General features: G+C 43.6%; 14 protein-coding genes and 1 tRNA gene. All 15 read left to right on the top strand.

Annotated elements, in window-relative coordinates; genetic code table 11:
• Positions 1–178 precede the first annotated feature (178 nt).
• The 15 genes from RDV49_RS00290 to RDV49_RS00220 all read left to right on the top strand — a co-directional run bounded on the left by RDV49_RS00290 (position 179) and on the right by RDV49_RS00220 (position 16558).
• Positions 179–793 carry a DJ-1/PfpI family protein gene (locus RDV49_RS00290; RefSeq protein ID WP_037608293.1) on the top strand — a complete coding sequence of 205 codons (615 nt, stop codon included), beginning with the start codon at positions 179–181 and terminating at the stop codon, positions 791–793.
• Positions 794–946: 153 nt separating this feature from the next.
• Entirely contained in the window at positions 947–2080 is a 1134-nt protein-coding gene (gene dnaJ / locus RDV49_RS00285) for a molecular chaperone DnaJ (RefSeq protein ID WP_003004734.1), read from the top strand.
• Positions 2081–2241: 161 nt separating this feature from the next.
• Positions 2242–5781 carry a family 20 glycosylhydrolase gene (locus RDV49_RS00280; protein ID WP_003010168.1) on the top strand — a complete coding sequence of 1180 codons (3540 nt, stop codon included), beginning with the start codon at positions 2242–2244 and terminating at the stop codon, positions 5779–5781.
• Between the two features lie 289 nt (positions 5782–6070).
• Complete coding sequence (gene truA / locus RDV49_RS00275; protein ID WP_003004657.1) at positions 6071–6817, top strand: tRNA pseudouridine(38-40) synthase TruA; 747 nt, start codon at positions 6071–6073, stop codon at positions 6815–6817.
• Positions 6810–7571, top strand: a complete 762-nt coding sequence (locus tag RDV49_RS00270; protein WP_003010172.1) for a bifunctional hydroxymethylpyrimidine kinase/phosphomethylpyrimidine kinase — start codon at positions 6810–6812, stop codon at positions 7569–7571. Before truA ends, RDV49_RS00270 begins: the two co-directional genes overlap by 8 nt.
• Positions 7561–8031 carry an ECF transporter S component gene (locus tag RDV49_RS00265; RefSeq protein ID WP_003010175.1) on the top strand — a complete coding sequence of 157 codons (471 nt, stop codon included), beginning with the start codon at positions 7561–7563 and terminating at the stop codon, positions 8029–8031. The genes RDV49_RS00270 and RDV49_RS00265 overlap by 11 nt, the downstream gene beginning before the upstream one ends.
• A gap of 3 nt (positions 8032–8034) precedes the next feature.
• Complete coding sequence (locus RDV49_RS00260) at positions 8035–8598, top strand: TIGR01440 family protein (protein WP_003010177.1); 564 nt, start codon at positions 8035–8037, stop codon at positions 8596–8598.
• 128 nt (positions 8599–8726) lie between these two features.
• On the top strand, positions 8727–10010 hold the full coding sequence (tig, locus tag RDV49_RS00255) for a trigger factor (protein ID WP_003004508.1): 1284 nt from the start codon (positions 8727–8729) through the stop codon (positions 10008–10010).
• Positions 10011–10236: 226 nt separating this feature from the next.
• The gene (gene rpoE / locus RDV49_RS00250) at positions 10237–10821 is read left to right on the top strand and encodes a DNA-directed RNA polymerase subunit delta (RefSeq protein ID WP_003010182.1); all 585 of its coding nucleotides are present in this window, start codon (positions 10237–10239) and stop codon (positions 10819–10821) included.
• 261 nt (positions 10822–11082) lie between these two features.
• A complete protein-coding gene (locus RDV49_RS00245; protein WP_003010187.1) occupies positions 11083–11778 on the top strand; it encodes a B3/B4 domain-containing protein in 696 nt (231 codons plus the stop codon).
• A gap of 172 nt (positions 11779–11950) precedes the next feature.
• A complete protein-coding gene (pyrG, locus tag RDV49_RS00240; protein WP_003010189.1) occupies positions 11951–13564 on the top strand; it encodes a CTP synthase in 1614 nt (537 codons plus the stop codon).
• Positions 13565–13688: 124 nt separating this feature from the next.
• Positions 13689–13774, top strand: a tRNA-Leu gene (locus tag RDV49_RS00235).
• Between the two features lie 83 nt (positions 13775–13857).
• A complete protein-coding gene (locus tag RDV49_RS00230; protein WP_003010191.1) occupies positions 13858–14310 on the top strand; it encodes a hypothetical protein in 453 nt (150 codons plus the stop codon).
• A gap of 344 nt (positions 14311–14654) precedes the next feature.
• Entirely contained in the window at positions 14655–15536 is an 882-nt protein-coding gene (locus RDV49_RS00225) for a class II fructose-bisphosphate aldolase (RefSeq protein ID WP_003004573.1), read from the top strand.
• An 83-nt stretch (positions 15537–15619) separates the two neighbouring features.
• A complete protein-coding gene (locus tag RDV49_RS00220; RefSeq protein WP_003010194.1) occupies positions 15620–16558 on the top strand; it encodes an alpha/beta fold hydrolase in 939 nt (312 codons plus the stop codon).
• Positions 16559–16611: the final 53 nt, after the last annotated feature.

Below are 16611 nucleotides of genomic sequence, written 5' to 3'. Positions count from 1 at the left end.
GGAGAGCGAGGCGTTAATAATGGATACTCACTCTTGTGATTGTCACTCTACGGCAATCGCTATGGCGCCTTTCCTAAACGCCTAACTAGTAAATGATAAAAAGAAATCCAGAGGTTGCAACCCAGCCTCTGTTTTTCGGTAAAATAGAGGATGTTGCCTATGAAAAAAAGTACTTTGTATCATTTATCCTAATTTTTCTCTTTATGAGATAACTGCTTTAACGAGTACTTTAGCTCTGTCTTTTGATATTACGATTGATTATGCCGCTTCAGATCATTCGATGGTGGTCTCTGAGGATGGCTTGCCCTGTCAACCAACGAAAACTCTAGATCAAATCCGTATAGAAGAGTATTCTTGCGTGATTTTGCCAGGAATGGTCAATATAGGACCTGCCCTACAGGATGAGAAATTGATTTCGTTCTTGAGGGACCTTGGTGAGCAAGATATCCTCATTGCAGCCATTTCTTCAGCGCCTCTTTTATTAGCGAAAGCAGGTCTGTTGAAGGACACGAAATTTACAGGTGGAATTTGGCAAAACTTCTTTGACTATTTTGAATTTCTTCCACGTGAGAATTTCCAACCGAAAGTGCTTGTGCAAGATAAACAGATCATTACGGCTATCGGTTTTGCCCATCAAGAGTTTGCAAGAAGAGTGATTCTAAGTTTAGGCTTGGAAGAGAATACGGACAACTATTTTAAAGAACAAAACGACTACTCAGAAGAGGATTTGATATTTACTCTATCGGACAAAGAGTTTGATCAAGTAAAGCGAAGCATAGAAAATGCCCTCTAAAGATTACATGAAAATTATAGAAAGGAACAAAGAGTGTTCGGGGAATTGAACCCGAGCGGAAAGCTTGGAAATTAGATAAACCGCCTAAGAAATCAGGATTTCTTGTCGGTTTCCTAAATTTCAGTCGCTTTCTGTTCGCTCTTAGTATCTTGTATGAACAATACTGAATTTTATGACCGTTTGGGCGTTTCAAAGAATGCATCTCAAGATGAGATCAAGAAAGCCTATCGGAAATTATCTAAAAAATATCACCCAGATATCAACAAGGAGCCTGGTGCTGAGGAGAAGTACAAGGAAGTTCAAGAAGCTTATGAGACTTTGAGTGACGAGCAAAAACGGGCTGCTTATGACCAATATGGTGCTGCAGGTGCCAATGGTGGCTTCGGTGGCGGAGCAGGTGGTTTTGGTGGCTTTGATGGTGCTGGTTTTGGTGGCTTTGAAGATATCTTCTCTAGCTTCTTTGGTGGTGGTGCAAGCCGTAATCCGAATGCTCCTCGCCAAGGGGATGACCTCCAATACCGCGTCAATCTCAAGTTTGAAGAAGCGATTTTTGGTGCGGAAAAAGAAGTCAAGTACCATCGGGAAGCTAGCTGTCATACCTGTCATGGTTCTGGAGCTAAGCCAGGCACTAGTCCGGTGACCTGTGGACGCTGTCATGGTTCTGGAGTCATCAATGTGGATACGCAAACCCCTCTTGGGATGATGCGCCGTCAAGTGACCTGTGATGTCTGTCATGGCCGTGGTCAAGAAATCAAAGATCCATGTACGACTTGTCGTGGAACAGGTCATGAAAAACAAGCTCATAGCGTGAACGTCAAGATTCCTGCCGGAGTTGAAACGGGTCAACAAATCCGCTTAGCTGGTCAAGGAGAAGCTGGCTTTAACGGTGGACCTTATGGGGACTTGTATGTTGTTGTCAATGTTGAGCCGAGCGATCGCTTCGAACGAGATGGCTCAACCATCTACTACAAGTTAGACCTGAACTTTGTTCAAGCAGCTCTTGGAGATACGGTCCATGTGCCAACTGTTCACGGAGATGTCGATTTGGTCATTCCTGAAGGAACCCAAACCGGTAAGAAATTCCGTCTCCGTGGAAAAGGGGCTCCAAGCTTACGTGGTGGTGCTATGGGGGATCAATATGTATCTGTCAATGTCGTCACCCCAACTGGTTTAAATGACAAGCAAAAAGAAGCCCTTCAAGCCTTTGCGGAAGCAAGTGATTTGAAGGTCAACCCAAAGAAAAAAGGGTTCTTTGATAAGGTCAAAGATGCTTTAGATGATTTATAAGAATGAACGAGTTTCCTTTTGAGTAAGGGGCTCGTTTTATTTTGGATCGAATCCAAGAACTTCCTCTCCTAATTAAAGAATAATGTGACCCCTCATTGAATTTATTAAGATATCGTGGTAAATTTAAGAAAACGATTACAAAGACGATTTAGGAGGTCCTGATGAAATCACATCAACCACGTTATGCGATTCGCAAGTATGCAGTAGGAGCTGCTTCGGTGCTCATAGGATTTTTTGCTGGTGCTCATGTTGTAGCTGCAGATACACCGACGACTACTGAAAGTCCTTCAACGACAGTTCCAACTCAGCCAAGCGAGGGTGAGTCAACGATTCCTCTTAATGAGGAAGCTTCTCAGCCAACAGTAGAAAAACCAACGGCTCCTGCCCCAATCGTCGATCAAAGTCAACCGACACTGCCTGATCGTGAATTGCGGGTATCAGATCTTGACCGTTTGATTCGCGAAGAAGCGAGCTCTGTCGCAGAGTCGGATGTGGCAGCTCAACCAGCGACAGCAGCGACGGAAACGCCTGCTAAAGATCCTGACCAAGAAGAAAAATTAGCCAAGAAAAAGATTGTTTCGATCGATGCTGGTCGCAAGTACTTCTCACCAGACCAAATCAAGGAAATTATTGATGAAGCTAGTAAGACGGGCTATACAGACTTGCATCTTCTAGTTGGAAATGACGGCTTGCGCTTTGTGCTGGATGATATGTCTTTGAAAGTTGGAGATACTTCTTATTCTAGCCAAGCCGTGACAGATGCGGTTGAAAAAGGAACGAAAGCTTATTACGATGATCCGAACGGGACAGCCTTGACCCAGGCTCAAATGGATGATATTTTGGCCTACGCCAAATCGAAGAAAGTAGGTGTCATCCCAACCATTAATAGTCCAGGTCACATGGATGCGATTCTGACAGCCATGGAACAATTGGGGATCGAAAACCCTCACTTTAATTACTTTGGCACTAAAAAATCAGCCCGGACAGTTGATTTGGACAACCAAAAAGCCTTAGACTTTACCAAGGCTTTGGTAGACAAGTATGCGGCTTATTTCAGCGGCAAGGCAGATATTTTCAATATCGGTTTGGATGAATATGCCAACGATGCTACAGATGCCCATGGTTGGCAGGTTCTCCAAGCCAGCAAGCATTGGCCAGGTGAAGGCTATCCAGAAAAAGGCTATGAAAAATTCATTCAATACGCCAATGATCTAGCAGCTATTGTGAAAAAACACAAGATGAAACCAATGGCCTTTAATGACGGAATCTACTACAATGGTGATACTTCCTATGGCACTTTTGACAAGGATATCATTGTCTCCTACTGGACAGGTGGCTGGAACGGCTATGATGTCGCTTCTTCAAAACTCTTGTCTGAACTAGGTCATCAGATTCTTAATACCAATGATGCTTGGTATTATGTGCTTGGACGGGACAAGGCTGGATCTGGTTGGTACAACCTCGATCAAGGTCTCGAAGGAATTTCCAAGTCAGCGATTGATGTGGTTCAAAAAAATGATGGGGCTAAGGTACCTTTCATCGGTGGCATGGTAGCTGCTTGGGCAGATACGCCATCCGCAACCTACAAAAAAGACCTTCTCTTTAAGCTCATGCATGCCTTCGCGGACAAGAATGCGGACTACTTTGTTGCAGATCCTGAAGTCGTCGGAAAAGCTCTTTCAGAAGCTCCAACTGATTTGGATCACTATACACCGGAATCTCTAGTAGCCTTTACGGCAGCTAAAAAAGCATTAGAAGGGGCAGGAACAGACACGACTCGAGCAGAGGCCAAAACTTTGATCGACCATCTCAAAGCAGCTCAAGATGCTTTGGTGTATACGGAAAGCTACGCGAAAGAAGTTGCAGCAAAAGAAGCGGAAGAAAAACTTGCCATGAAGAAGGTCATCTCGATCGATGCAGGCCGCAAATACTTCTCACTGGATCAATTGAAACGGATCGTAGATAAGGCCAGTGAGTTGGGTTATTCTGACTTGCACCTCCTTGTCGGAAACGATGGTATGCGCTTCGTACTCGATGATATGACGGTGGAAGCCAATGGCAAAACCTATGCTAGTGACGATGTGAAAAAGGCCATTTTAGAAGGCACCAAGGCCTATTACGATGATCCAAATGGTCAAGCCTTGACCCAAGCAGAAATGGATGAACTCCATGCTTATGCTACTGCTAAAGGAATCGGCTTGATTGCGGCAGTCAATAGTCCTGGCCACATGGATGCTTTGTTGGTGGCCATGGAAAAATTGGGCATTGAAAATCCACAAGCCAGCTTTGATACGGTTTCAAAAACAACCATGGATTTGACCAATGAAGCAGCAGTCAACTTTACCAAAGCCTTGATTGGCAAGTACATGGACTACTTCAAAGACAAGTCTAAGATCTTTAACTACGGAACGGATGAATATGCCAATGACGCTACCAGTGCGCAAGGTTGGTACTACCTCAAGTGGTATGACCTCTATGGTAAGTTTGCGGAGTATTCCAATAGTCTTGCAGCCATGGCGCGTGAAAAAGGCTTGCAGCCAATGGCCTTTAACGATGGCTTCTATTATGGAGATGAAGATGATGTTGCCTTTGACAAGGACGTCTTGATTTCATACTGGTCTAAAGGATGGTGGGGCTATAACCTTGCGTCACCACAGTATTTGGCAGATAAGGGTTATAAATTCCTTAATACCAACGGAGACTGGTACTATGTTTTGGGGAGAACACCTGAAACGGGTGGTGGTTATATTGAAAAAGCGATTGCCAATGCAGCTGCTACTCCATTTAGACAACTCCCAAGTACAACATATCCAGAAACATCTTTGCCAATGGTCGGTAGCATGGTAGCTGTTTGGTGTGATACCCCAAGTGAAGAATACATAGAAAAAAATGTCTTTGATCTCATGGAAGCTTTTGCCAACCACAACAAGGACTATTTCAAGGCAGACTTCACTGCTCTTAGAAAAGCAGTTGCTACGGTGCCAACAGATCTAGATATTTACACACCAGAATCTCGCGCAGCACTTGCGAAAGTCTTAGATAGCTTGAATTGGAATGTGAGCCGTGCTCATCAAGATCAGGTGGATCAAGAAGTGGCCACTCTGACCCAAGCCCTTGCAGGGCTCAAGCCAATTACGCAAGTGGGTAGCTTGGCTGAAAATGACGTCAAAGCCCTAGTGGAAGACAAACCAAGTCTTGAAATCGTAGAAAAAGAACTTGATTTTGACCTTGTGGAACGCACCAATCCAGATCTCGCTAAAGGAGAACGCAGAGTAATCCAGGCTGGAGTTAAAGGGCAAGGTCTTGAGTATGTAGAGGTTTCGACGCTTGATCAAAGTCGAAAAGTGATCGCTACAGAAGTTGCAACAGAGCCGGTTGCAGAAATTGTTGAAGTCGGTACCAGAGAAGTCGTGATCCCAACAAGCCCTTCAGTAGAAGCACCAGTGAAGTCAGACGTGCTTGTAAATAAAGTGGTTCCAGATCAGTCAACACCTCATGTGATCGCGAAGGATCAACCAGAAGTATCAGGAAATACCCCAACGCCAATTCCAGCAGCTGTGGAAAAAGAGGTTCGTTCAGAAGCAGTATCTTCTAACAAGCAACTTCCAGAAACAGGAGTGGAATCTGCTCTGGGACTCGCTTTAGTAGGGGCGATCTTAGGAGCAGCAGGAATGGACTTGAAAAATAAAAAAAGAGACTGAGACCTAGTTGATTTGTAACAGGTCGAAGTTAGGAGAGTGGGACAGAAATCGGTAATTCGTTAGAATTCGATTTCGTCGTCCCACCTCCGCACAGTTGAGTAGGGCTGTAAAAACTGATGAAATCAGCGTAGTAGAGCCCACTCAACCACTGCGTCTTGCTCGACAATCCAAAAATAATTGAGAGGCTAGGACTTTTGTCCCAGCCTCTTTTTGTACTTGCAAAACTGTACCCGGACAGTTTGGATTTTTCACTCTTGTAACCCCTTCTATATCCTGCTAAAATAAAACCATGACACGATACAAAGCAACCATTTCATATGACGGGACCTTGTTTGCAGGGTTTCAACGCCAACCGCATGCCCGTAGTGTGCAAGAGGAAATCGAGAAGACCTTGACGCGCCTCAATCAAGGAACCCCTGTTACCGTTCATGGAGCGGGGCGAACGGATTCCGGTGTCCATGCTCTTGGCCAGGTGATTCATTTTGATCTCCCCCAAGCGCGGGACGAGGAGAAGCTTCGCTTTGCCCTCGATACCCAAACCCCAGAGGATATTGATTTCATCCGAGTGGAGCAAGTAGAAGATGACTTTCACTCACGCTACAAGAAGCACAGCAAGACCTATGAATTTATCGTGGATTATGGTCGTCCCAAGAACCCCATGATGCGCCACTATGCCACCCACTATCCTTATCCTTTGGATGTGGAAAAGATGCAAGCAGCCATCCAAAAGTTGGAGGGAACCCATGATTTCACCGGTTTCACAGCTTCAGGAACCAGCGTGGAAGATAAGGTTCGTACGATTACAGAGGCTCGCTTGGTCGAGGATGCAGAACATCATCGCCTTGTCTTTACCTTTTCGGGCAATGGCTTTCTCTACAAGCAAATCCGCAATATGGTGGGAACTTTGTTGAAGATTGGAAATGATCGGATGCCGATCGAGCAGATCGATCTAATTTTAGAAAAGAAGGACCGCAATCTAGCAGGTCCTACAGCAGCGCCAAATGGCTTATATTTAAAGGAGATCCGTTATGAGTAATGAATTGATTCTAGCTATTTCAGGAAATGATATTTTTAGTGGGGGAGGTCTTCACGCAGACCTTGCAACTTATACGACTAACAAACAGCATGGCTTTGTAGCGGTGACTTGTTTGACCGCTATGACGGAGCACGGTTTTGAAGTGATTCCGGTGGATCCGACGACCTTTGCTCAACAGCTCAACTCTCTCAAGGATGTTCCTTTTTCTGCTATTAAACTCGGCCTTTTGCCAAATGTCCAAGTGGCAGACTTGGCTTTGGACTATGTCAAAGCCCATGCGGAGATTCCTGTGGTACTAGATCCTGTCTTGGTCTGCAAGGAAAGTCATGATGTAGAAGTTTCAGCTCTTCGAGACGAATTGATTAAGTTCTTCCCTTATGTGACCATCATCACGCCAAACTTACCAGAAGCTGAGATCTTGACCCAAAGCAAGATTCAATCGCTCGACGATATGAAGGCGGCAGCGCGCAAGCTCCACGAATTAGGAGCAGCGAATGTCGTGGTCAAAGGAGGCAATCGTCTCAATAAAGAAAAGGCCATCGATGTCTTTTATGATGGGACAGACTTCACCGTCATTGAAGAGCCAGTCTTAGAAAAGAACAATACAGGAGCTGGTTGTACCTTTGCGTCTAGCATTTCCAGCCAGTTGGTGCAAGGGAAATCTCCACTTGAAGCTGTTAAAGCCTCTAAAGACTTTGTTTTCCAAGCGATTCAACATTCAGACCAGTATGGAGTAGTACAGTATGACATCTAATCGAACTCAACTCATTGCCCGCCTCTCTATTTTGACAGCCTTGACAGTTGTACTTGGCTACTATACCAAACTTCCAACTCCTACAGGGATCGTCACCCTGCTAGATCTTGGAGTGTATTTCACAGCCTTCTATTTTGGGCGCAAGGAAGGTGCTATTGTAGGTGGTGTCGGAGCCTTCCTACTTGACCTGATTTCAGGCTATCCTCAGTGGATGTTCTTTAGCCTCCTCTTTCACGGGGGACAAGGCTATTTCGCTGGCTTCAAGGGAAAAGCTCGTTACCTAGGCTTGCTCCTTGCGACAGTCGTCATGGTAGGCGGTTACGCACTAGCTTCCGCTCTCTTTTTAGGCAATGGCTGGGGTGCTGCTATCTCGGACATTCCGAACAACCTCGCTCAGAATTTTGTTGGAATGGCTTTAGGCTATGTGGTCTATTATGCATTTCAAAAGAAAGGAAGCTAATTCATGGATCTGGAGCAACTGAAGAAGGATACAAAAGAAATCCTGGTAGATGTCTTGGAAAAAAGCCGTCTCCACCAAGGACAGATCCTAGTACTCGGGATGTCTTCAAGCGAAGTTGCAGGAGGGCGAATTGGACAAGCCTCCAACATCGACCTTGCCGAAGCTATTGTCCAGACCTTGCTAGATGAGTTGAATCCAAGAGGGATTTATCTGGCGGTACAAGGATGTGAGCATCTCAATCGCGCCTTGGTGGTTGAAAGAGAATTGGCAGATAAAAAGGAGCTAGAAATCGTCAATGTCCTTCCGAGTCTCCATGCAGGAGGGGCTGGACAACTCGCAGCTTTCAAGTATTTTAAGGATCCTGTTGAAGTGGAATTCATCACAGCTCAAGCAGGGTTAGACATCGGAGATACCTCGGTGGGGATGCACGTTAAACACGTGCAAGTTCCAATTCGCCCTATCTTGCGTGAACTAGGTGGAGCCCATGTCACAGCCCTCGCCAGTCGGCCAAAATTGATCGGCGGTGCCCGTGCTCTCTACCTCGATGATCCCATCCGAAAATCATAATCAGAACTAGCTTTAAAGGGCTAGTTTTTTTGGATGAAAAGAGAGGCAAAAACGTTTTAAAACTTGCAATTTCAAAGTTTTGTGGTAAAATTATAAGGAATGACTATATTATTTTAAGGAGAGACAGAATGTCTGTATCATTTGAAAACAAAGAAACTAACCACGGTGTATTGACTTTCACAATCAGCCAAGAGCAAATCAAACCTGCTTTGGACCGTGTGTTTGAGTCAGTTAAGAAAACTTTGAACGTACCTGGATTCCGTAAAGGTCATATTCCACGTCCAATCTTCAACCAACGTTTTGGTGAAGAAGCTCTTTACCAAGATGCTTTGAACGATCTTCTTCCAGCAGCATACGAAGCAGCTGTTAAAGAAGCTGGAATCGAAGTTGTAGCACAACCAACTTTCGATGTTGTATCTATGGAAAAAGGTCAAGACTGGACATTGACAGCAGCTGTTGTAACAAAACCTGAAGTAAAATTGGGTGCTTACAAAGACCTTGAAGTATCAGTAGAAGTTTCTAAAGAAGTAACAGATGCTGATGTGGATGCTCGTATCGAACGCGAACGCAACAACTTGGCTGAATTGGTTGTTAAAGAAGGTGCTGCAGCAGAAGGTGACACAGTTGTGATCGACTTCGTAGGTTCTATCGACGGTGTTGAATTCGACGGTGGTAAAGGTGACAACTTCTCACTTGGACTTGGTTCAGGTCAATTCATCCCAGGTTTCGAAGACCAATTGGTTGGACACTCTGCTGGTGAAACAGTTGATGTGATCGTAACCTTCCCAGAAGACTACCAAGCAGCTGACCTTGCAGGTAAAGAAGCGAAATTCGTGACAACTATCCACGAAGTAAAAGCAAAAGAAGTACCAGCTCTTGACGATGAATTGGCAAAAGACATCGACGAAGAAGTTGAAACTCTTGACGAATTGAAAGAAAAATACCGCAAAGAATTGGCAGCAGCTAAAGAAGAAGCATACAACGATGCAGTAGAAGCAGCAGCAATCGATCTTGCAGTTGAAAACGCTGAAATCGTTGACCTTCCAGAAGAAATGATCCACGAAGAAGTACACCGTTCAATCAACGAGTTCCTTGGAAACATGCAACGTCAAGGTATCTCACCTGAAATGTACTTCCAAATCACTGGAACAACTCAAGAAGATCTTCACAAACAATACGAAGCAGAAGCTGAAAGCCGTACGAAGACAAACCTTGTGGTTGAAGCAGTAGCGAAAGCAGAAGGCTTCGAAGCAACTGAAGAAGAAATCAACGCTGAAATCGAACAATTGGCAGCAGATTACAATATGCCAGTTGAACAAGTTCGCAACCTTCTTTCACCAGAAATGTTGAAACATGACATCACAGTGAAGAAAGCAGTGAACGTGATCACAAGCACAGCAAAAGTAAAATAATTGAGATTAAAAAGAAGAGCCGTGAGGTTCTTCTTTTTTCTGATTTCATGGAGAATCCTGGAATTTTCCTTTGACGAAAGGGGAAATTTATCGTACAATAGAGTGTAACGATAAAATGCGTGATAGATTTAGTGACGAGAAGTTTTCAATCTATCATTGAGGATAGGATGAGGTTGAAGACCGGATCCTTCTCCATTTAGGAAATGAAACATAAGGAGATTTACCCTTGGAATTAGAAGTATTTGCTGGACAAGAAAAAAGTGAACTTTCTATGATTGAAGTGGCGCGTGCGATTTTGGAATTACGCGGACGTGACCATGAAATGTACTTTAGCGATCTTGTAAATGAAATTCAAAATTACCTTGAAAAATCAAACAGCGAGATCCGTGAAGCTCTTCCATTGTTCTACACAGAATTGAATGTAGATGGAAGCTTTATCCCACTTGGAGATAACAAATGGGGTCTTCGTTCATGGTATGCCATCGATGAAGTTGACGAAGAAATCATCGCTCTTGAAGAAACAGACGAAGATGAAACTCCTAAGAAACGGAAGAAAAAACGTGTCAATGCCTTCATGGATGGAGACGAAGATGCGATCGACTACAACGACGATGATCCAGAAGATGAAGAAGTTTACGAAGCAGATCCAGCTCTTTCATATGATGAAGAAAATCCAGATGATGAAAAGAGTGAAGTCGAAGCTTACGATGCTGAAATCAATGAAATCGTACCAGATGATTTGGGTGAAGAAGTTGAATTGAGCGAAGAAGACGACGAAGAAGAGGATTCTGAAGACGAGGAAGAAGAATAAATCATAAGAAGAGGCTGGGACAAAAGTCCTAGCCTCTCAATTATTTTTGGATTGTCGAGCAAGACGCAGTGGTTGAGTGGGCTCTACTACGCTGATTTTATCAGCTTTTACAGCCCTACTCAACTGTGCGGAGGTGGGACGACGAAATCGAATTCTAACGAATTACCGATTTCTGTCCCACTCTCTTTTTGTTTGCATTGAAAAAAGTGGTGAAATGATGTATGATAAACGTGTAAGGATTCCCAAATAGGAGGTGTTCAGATGGACTTTCGTTTAGATCAAAGTTTAGTAGCTCTTGGTATTGATACGGTTGTGGTTGGAATTGCTAGAAATGTGGATCCCCAAGCAGTCCTGTCCCCTTCTTTTCTTGAAAAGAAGAAAGCAGTTGAACAATGGGCGCTCCAGTGTCAGACAGAAGAAGTAGTGGCATCCCCTGTCATCAAAGGCTATACAGACCTCTTGCAAAAAGTAGGACGTAGCATCAAGAAAAATCCACCAACAGTCCTTGCTCTTATCCGAAACATCCAGCATCGAGGTGCTTTGCCTCAGATCAATAGCATCATCGATATCTATAATGTCGAATCTCTGAAGTCTTTTCTCGCGATCGGAGGACATGACCTAGATAAGATTGAGGGACCGATTGAATTTACAGTGAGTCAAAGAGAAGATCTCTTCTTCCCCATCCTTTCTAGCGAAAAGCATGTAGCACCGACAGATCCCGTCTATAGAGATCAAAAAGGAGTTCTGGCTTGGTTGGATGTACGCGATAGTGACCATTACAAATTTGAGGAGACTACGCAAAACGCCCTCTTTGTCATTCAAGGAAATACCGAGACATCAGTCGAGATGCGTTTAGAAGCACTGGAGCGAATCCACAAGGACCTTGCTCTTTGTATGCCCCAGCTTCAATTTGAGAAATTTCTCGTCACACAAAATGGAGTGGAAAAAGTCTCGTAAACAGCGAAAACCATTTTCATGAAATTTTCAATTTGACAAAGTAGACCATTTGCGGTAAGATATTGTTTGGGCACCTCATTTTGAGGTCGGAGCTCCCTATGGATTAGGGAGCTATTTTTGTTTTTCTGTAAAGAGCAATGGCCTCTACAACATTAGAAGAAGAGGAAAGCACATGTCAACAAAATATATTTTTGTAACGGGTGGTGTCGTATCATCCATCGGAAAAGGGATTGTTGCAGCAAGTCTTGGTCGCTTGCTTAAAAATCGTGGATTGAAAGTAACGATCCAAAAATTTGACCCTTATATCAATATTGACCCAGGGACGATGAGCCCTTACCAACACGGGGAAGTATTTGTCACAGACGATGGTGCAGAGACAGACTTGGACCTTGGTCACTATGAACGCTTTATTGATATCAATCTGAATAAGTACTCAAATGTGACGACAGGGAAAATTTATAGTGAGGTCCTTCGTAAGGAACGCCATGGAGAATACTTGGGCGCGACGGTACAGGTCATTCCTCATATCACAGATGCCTTGAAAGAGAAGATCAAACGGGCAGCGACGACGACAGATTCAGATGTCATCATCACAGAAGTCGGGGGAACAGTTGGAGACATTGAGTCCCTTCCATTCCTTGAAGCTCTTCGTCAAATGAAGGCAGATGTTGGGGCTGAAAATGTTATGTACATCCACACCACCCTTCTTCCTTACTTGAAGGCTGCTGGTGAAATGAAAACCAAGCCGACCCAACACTCAGTGAAAGAATTGCGTGGTCTTGGGATTCAACCAAATATGTTGGTCATCCGTACAGAAAAACCAGTTGGTCAAGGAATTAAGAACAAGTTGGCTCAATTCTGTGATGTCGCACCAGAAGCTGTCATTGAATCACTTGATGTGGAACATTTGTACCAAATCCCATTGAACTTGCAAGCACAAAATATGGACCAAATCGTTTGTGACCATTTGAAATTGGATGTTCCTGCAGCAGATATGACAGAATGGTCTGCGATGGTCGATAAGGTCATGAACCTCAAGAAGCAGGTCAAGATTTCCTTAGTTGGAAAATACGTGGAATTGCAAGATGCCTACATTTCTGTCGTTGAGGCCTTGAAGCACTCAGGGTATGCCAATGATGCTGAAGTCAAGATTAATTGGGTCAATGCCAATGATGTGACAGCTGAAAATGTGGCAGAACTCCTTGGAGATGCGGATGGGATCATCGTCCCAGGTGGTTTTGGTCAACGGGGAACAGAAGGAAAAATTCAAGCCATCAAGTATGCGCGTGAACAGGACGTCCCAATGTTGGGTGTCTGCTTGGGGATGCAGTTAACCTGTATCGAATTTGCCCGTCACGTTTTAGGCTTGGAAGGGGCCAATTCATCCGAATTGGATCCAGAAACCAAGTATCCAATTATCGATATCATGCGAGACCAAATCGATGTGGAAGACATGGGAGGAACGCTCCGTCTCGGTCTTTACCCATCTAAACTCAAACGAGGATCAAAAGCAGCCGCTGCCTATGACAATCAAGAAGTGGTGCAACGTCGCCACCGTCACCGTTATGAGTTTAACAATGCTTTCCGTGAACAGTTCGAAGAAGCAGGATTTGTCTTCTCAGGCGTTTCACCAGACAACCGTTTGGTCGAAATTGTTGAAATCCCAGAAAACAAATTCTTTGTTGCTTGCCAATACCACCCAGAATTGTCAAGCCGTCCAAACCGCCCAGAAGGACTTTACACAGCCTTTATCACAGCAGCAGTTGAAAACCACGATAGCAAATAAAAATCAAGGGAGCAGGTCGAAGGACCTGCTCCCTTTTTGTGAAAAAATGACAAACTCTGAAAAAAGTTTGAAAAAAATCTTGACAAAAAAGTCGTTGATTGATATACTAGTAAAGTACTCAATCGCGGGGATGGCGGAATTGGCAGACGCGCAGGACTAAGGATCCTGTGACCGCTTTAGGTCGTGAGGGTTCAAGTCCCTCTCTCCGCATCGGATAATCAAGATAGCTTCGGCTATCTTTTTTTGTTTTCAAATATCTTTGTGGTAGAATAGGTGTGAGATGAGGTGAGAACATGAAGAAGAAGTATCTGGTTTTGGTCGATGGCCTCTTTGCACTATTGGGAAGTGCCATTAATTTTTTCGGTCCTATCCTGATTTTAGCTATGGCGATAGGCGCATACAAGGATGCTTTTAGATATTTTATCGCCTTAAACATATGGGATCTTTTCATTTTTTTAGTGGCGATTGCTTCTAAGTATTTTCTCAGAAAAGAGAAAAGGATTAAAAAGTGGATTCCCAATCTTTTCTTGATGGCAGGATGTATTCTCTTTCTTGCGGCAATCCTTGCTGTGTGTGAGAATATTCCCTTTCTTGAGGGAGTGCTAAACGGGTTTCTTGGAAAAATGTTCACTGACAGTCAATTATTTGCTGCTTATTTCTATTCTCAATGGGTTGTAGCAGTACTCCTTGTGATTTGCGGGATCGCCTTTCTCCTTTCGCTAAAAAAATTTAAAGAAGAGAATTGAGGCTGGGACAAAAGTCCTAGCCTCTCAATTGTTTTTGGATTGTCGAGCAAGACGCAGTGGTTGAGTGGGCTCTACTACGCTGATTTCATCAGCTTTTACAGCCCTACTCAACTGTGCGGAGGTGGGACGACGAAATCGAATTCTAACGAATTACCGATTTCTGTTCCACTCTCTTTTACTTATTTGCTAGGATGAAAGCCTTAGGAGATAGGAGATTCCGCCCTATTTATCATAAGAAAGTACTTAAAGACACAGGAAAAGCTAGCAATTTCATCTAAAAAGTGATAAAATAAACAATGTAAGTGGGATCAATCCCACAAAAATTTATAGGAGGCCTATTACACATGGCAATCGTTTCAGCAGAAAAATTTGTCCAAGCAGCTCGTGACAATGGTTATGCAGTTGGTGGATTTAACACAAACAACCTTGAGTGGACTCAAGCTATCTTGCGTGCAGCAGAAGCTAAGAAAGCTCCAGTACTTATCCAAACTTCTATGGGTGCTGCTAAATACATGGGTGGTTACAAAGTATGTAAAGCCCTTATTGAAAACCTTGTAGAATCAATGGGTATCACTGTACCAGTTGCTATTCACCTTGACCATGGTCACTACGACGATGCTCTTGAATGTATTGAAGCTGGTTACACTTCAATCATGTTTGACGGTTCACACCTTCCAGTTGAAGAAAACCTTAAATTGGCGAAAGATGTCGTTGAAAAAGCTCATGCTAAAGGTATCTCAGTAGAAGCTGAAGTTGGTACTATCGGTGGTGAAGAAGACGGTATCATCGGTGACGGTGAATTGGCACCAATCGAAGATGCTAAAGCAATGGTTGCTACAGGAATTGACTTCTTGGCTGCAGGTATCGGTAACATCCACGGTCCTTACCCAGCAAACTGGAAAGGTCTTCACCTTGACCACTTGCAAAAATTGACTGAAGCTGTTCCAGGATTCCCAATCGTATTGCACGGTGGATCAGGTATCCCTGATGATCAAATCCAAGCAGCGATCAAACTTGGTGTTGCGAAAGTTAACGTGAACACTGAATGCCAAATCGCATTTGCAAATGCTACTCGTCAATTCGTACGTGAATACGATGCAAACGAAGCAGAATACGACAAGAAGAAACTCTTCGACCCACGTAAATTCTTGAAACCAGGTTTCGAAGCAATTACAGCAGCTGTTGAAGAACGTATCGACGTATTCGGTTCAGAAGGCAAAGCTTAATAAAAACAGGAAAACAAGGTCCCATGTGGATCTTGTTTTTTTGTTTGGGAAAAGTTGCTTCCGGGATTTAATTTTTGTACAATATGCCTATGAAAAAATTTAAACAGTTTTGCTGGATCATTTTTGTTTTTCTTATCCTTTTTCTAGGAGGCACATTTGGTTTTCACCAACTTAGTTTGAAAAAAGAAAGTAAGCTTCTGACTCCTATCGGTAAAGAGGTGACGGTCAATGGACATCGAATGAACGTCTCTGTTAAAGGAGAAGGATCTGAAACGATAGTATTTCTTTCAGGTGCAGGTATTGCTTCACCTATATTAGACTTTAAGAATCTAACAGATTCCCTATCCAAAAAATACAAAGTAGTCGTCGTAGAGCGAGCGGGATATGGTTTTAGTGAAGATAGTGATCAATCAAGAGATGTGATGACGGTTCTTTCTGAGACCCGTCAAGCTTTGTCTCAAGCCGAAGTTTCGGGGCCTTATGTGATTGTTTCTCATTCAATGGCTAGCCTTGAGAGCCTTGCTTGGCAAGAAAAATATCCTAATGAAGTGAAAGCCTTGGTTGGCCTGGATTGGGCATTACCAGCAAGTTATGAGGATTTAAAGGATAATCAGGCCTTGCTTACTGTGGCTTATTGGAGCAGTAAGATTGGCTTATTACGCTATTTCCCTGAGTCCTTTTATATAAAAAATCCAACTCTGACTGAAACTGAACGACAACAATATAAATTACTAGCATATAAGCAGTTGATGTCACAAGCCATGCTTCATGAATCCCGTTTGGCAAAGGAAAATGCCAAGAAAGTTCCATCTAGCATTAATCCGAAAATTCCAGCCTTACTCCTGGTTTCTAACGGTGAAGGCACGACCTTTAGCCAATCAGAGTGGCAACGTTATGCAGAGAGATTTGCAAGCGACCAGTCTAATGTTCAAGTCGTCTATATGGATGCGCCTCACGACCTCTATCATTATCAAAGCGATGCTATTGTTTCTCGCATTAAAGAATTTTTGGAGAATAATTGAGGGCTTAAAAAATCCATTGAGACTGATGATAATAATTAAATGCTGGAGGATTA

The sequence above is a fragment of the Streptococcus parasanguinis genome (assembly GCF_031582885.1).
Taxonomy (GTDB): domain Bacteria; phylum Bacillota; class Bacilli; order Lactobacillales; family Streptococcaceae; genus Streptococcus; species Streptococcus parasanguinis_M.
This window is presented reverse-complemented; position numbering and strand designations above follow the sequence as displayed.

What these genes read in the sequence shown, in the direction of transcription:
- dnaJ (WP_003004734.1), top strand. Translation starts at nt 947, where the DNA reads ATGAACAATACTGAATTTTATGACCGTTTGGGCGTTTCAAAGAATGCA.
- RDV49_RS00280 (WP_003010168.1), top strand. Translation starts at nt 2,242, where the DNA reads ATGAAATCACATCAACCACGTTATGCGATTCGCAAGTATGCAGTAGGA.
- truA (WP_003004657.1), top strand. Translation starts at nt 6,071, where the DNA reads ATGACACGATACAAAGCAACCATTTCATATGACGGGACCTTGTTTGCA.
- RDV49_RS00270 (WP_003010172.1), top strand. Translation starts at nt 6,810, where the DNA reads ATGAGTAATGAATTGATTCTAGCTATTTCAGGAAATGATATTTTTAGT.
- RDV49_RS00265 (WP_003010175.1), top strand. Translation starts at nt 7,561, where the DNA reads ATGACATCTAATCGAACTCAACTCATTGCCCGCCTCTCTATTTTGACA.
- RDV49_RS00260 (WP_003010177.1), top strand. Translation starts at nt 8,035, where the DNA reads ATGGATCTGGAGCAACTGAAGAAGGATACAAAAGAAATCCTGGTAGAT.
- tig (WP_003004508.1), top strand. Translation starts at nt 8,727, where the DNA reads ATGTCTGTATCATTTGAAAACAAAGAAACTAACCACGGTGTATTGACT.
- RDV49_RS00245 (WP_003010187.1), top strand. Translation starts at nt 11,083, where the DNA reads ATGGACTTTCGTTTAGATCAAAGTTTAGTAGCTCTTGGTATTGATACG.
- pyrG (WP_003010189.1), top strand. Translation starts at nt 11,951, where the DNA reads ATGTCAACAAAATATATTTTTGTAACGGGTGGTGTCGTATCATCCATC.
- RDV49_RS00230 (WP_003010191.1), top strand. Translation starts at nt 13,858, where the DNA reads ATGAAGAAGAAGTATCTGGTTTTGGTCGATGGCCTCTTTGCACTATTG.
- RDV49_RS00225 (WP_003004573.1), top strand. Translation starts at nt 14,655, where the DNA reads ATGGCAATCGTTTCAGCAGAAAAATTTGTCCAAGCAGCTCGTGACAAT.
- RDV49_RS00220 (WP_003010194.1), top strand. Translation starts at nt 15,620, where the DNA reads ATGCCTATGAAAAAATTTAAACAGTTTTGCTGGATCATTTTTGTTTTT.